This window comes from Sebaldella sp. S0638 (assembly GCF_024158605.1).
Lineage (GTDB): Bacteria > Fusobacteriota > Fusobacteriia > Fusobacteriales > Leptotrichiaceae > Sebaldella.
In genome coordinates this window covers 1-1656 of the sequence record NZ_JAMZGM010000238.1, presented here as the reverse complement: position 1 = coordinate 1656, position 1656 = coordinate 1, and the positions used below count along the sequence as shown (strand labels likewise).

The 1656-nt window shown below is 31.8% G+C and carries 2 protein-coding genes; both read left to right on the top strand.

Annotated elements, in window-relative coordinates:
• Positions 1-42 precede the first annotated feature (42 nt).
• Positions 43-213: a hypothetical protein gene (locus tag NK213_RS19930; protein WP_253352600.1), complete on the top strand. Its 171-nt coding sequence runs from the start codon at positions 43-45 to the stop codon at positions 211-213.
• A 364-nt stretch (positions 214-577) separates the two neighbouring features.
• Positions 578-1656 (top strand): ParB N-terminal domain-containing protein (locus NK213_RS19925; protein WP_253352598.1); only part of this gene is annotated, 1079 nt, incomplete at its 3' end.

The following is a 1656-nucleotide window of genomic DNA, read 5'->3' as shown; positions in this document are numbered from 1 at the left end:
GTACCGTAAGATAATAAAATCAATAGAATTTTAGGAGGCATAGTGAAATATATAATAATAAGTAATGAGAAGATAACGAAACATAATTTTACAGGAAAATTACTGGAATTTGTGAGGAAAAATGTAAAAGGACTGCAGGATGGGAAATATGAAGTACAGCAGGTAAAGACAGAAAACGGGGAGTTGTGTGCTAAGTATAGGAAGATAAGATAAATAATCCGTTCAAAAGATATTGAAAAACAGGTATTTAAATGATATAATTTAGGAGTACAAAATGATAAAACGTAAATTACCCATTTGTTGTAGACATTGCGGGAAATTCCATATTAATGCATACAGACCAATAGTAAGAATGGAATTTGACTGGAAGTGTCCACGTTGCAAACAAGAGAATGTAATAGTATTGACAGAAAAAGATAATAAAACAATAAAATAAATACGTGGCTTTAGTAATAAAGTATCATATGGGAACTCCTCATATCGTTAACACAGTGTGTCCCAAGCGGACCTGATGCATAGAAATGTGTATTAGGTTCGCTTTTTCTTTTTTACATCAAAGCATCTATAGGAGAAGAAAATGGAAATAAGAAAAATAAATATAAAGGATCTGAGGGAATATGATAATAATCCAGTAATCCATAGCAGGGAGCAGATAAGCAAACTAGCAGAAATAATAAAAAAATACGGATTCAGACAGCCCATAGTAATAGACAGAAATAATGTGATAGTGGCAGGTCATGGAAGATTACAGGCAGTTAAAAAGCTAGGATATAAAGAAATAGACTGTGTAATAGCTGATGACTTAACAGATGATCAGGTAAGGGCATACAGACTTGCTGATAATAAAATAAAAGAATTAAGTTTATGGGATGAGGAACTTTTAAAAACAGAACTTCTAAATTTAGAGGATATAAATCTTGAGTTATTAGGATTTAATGATGAGGAACTAAAATTCATTGAAGATATAGAACTAAAGGAAATAAAAGAAGAAAAACTAAAAGTAGATGATGAATATATACCTGAAGAAATAAAAAATCTGGTAATAAAAAGAGGAGACTTAATAGAACTTGGAAACCACAGGATATTATGCGGAGACAGCTTTAATAAAAATAACCTGGATAAACTCCTAAAAGGTATTCAAATAGATGCAGTAGTATCAGACCCGCCATATGGAATGAATCTTGATACAGATTTTTCAGCAATGAGTGATGGTAAAAACTATAGGAAGATATTAAATGATGATAAGCATTTTGATTGTGGTATTTTCCTTTCATATTTTAAGAATGTAGAAGAACAGTTTTGGTGGGGAGCAAACTACTATATAAAAGAAATAAAAGGCGGTAGCTGGCTGGTATGGGATAAAAGAACCGACTTTGAATCAGAGAGTATGAATATAGCCAAAGCAGATTACACATTGTCAGAGTTTGAATTGTGCTGGAGTAAAGTGAAACATAGACAAAGGATAGCAAGGTTCTTCTGGTTTGGATTTAATGGAACACAGTTTGAACCGGAAAAAGGAAAAAAAGGAATAGTAGGAGCAAATCAAAGTATAAAAAGAATACATGCCAATCAGAAACCGGTAAGACTATATAACTGGCTGTATGAAAACTTTTTAAAAGAAAGTCATAAAAATATATGGGATGGATTTTTAGGAAG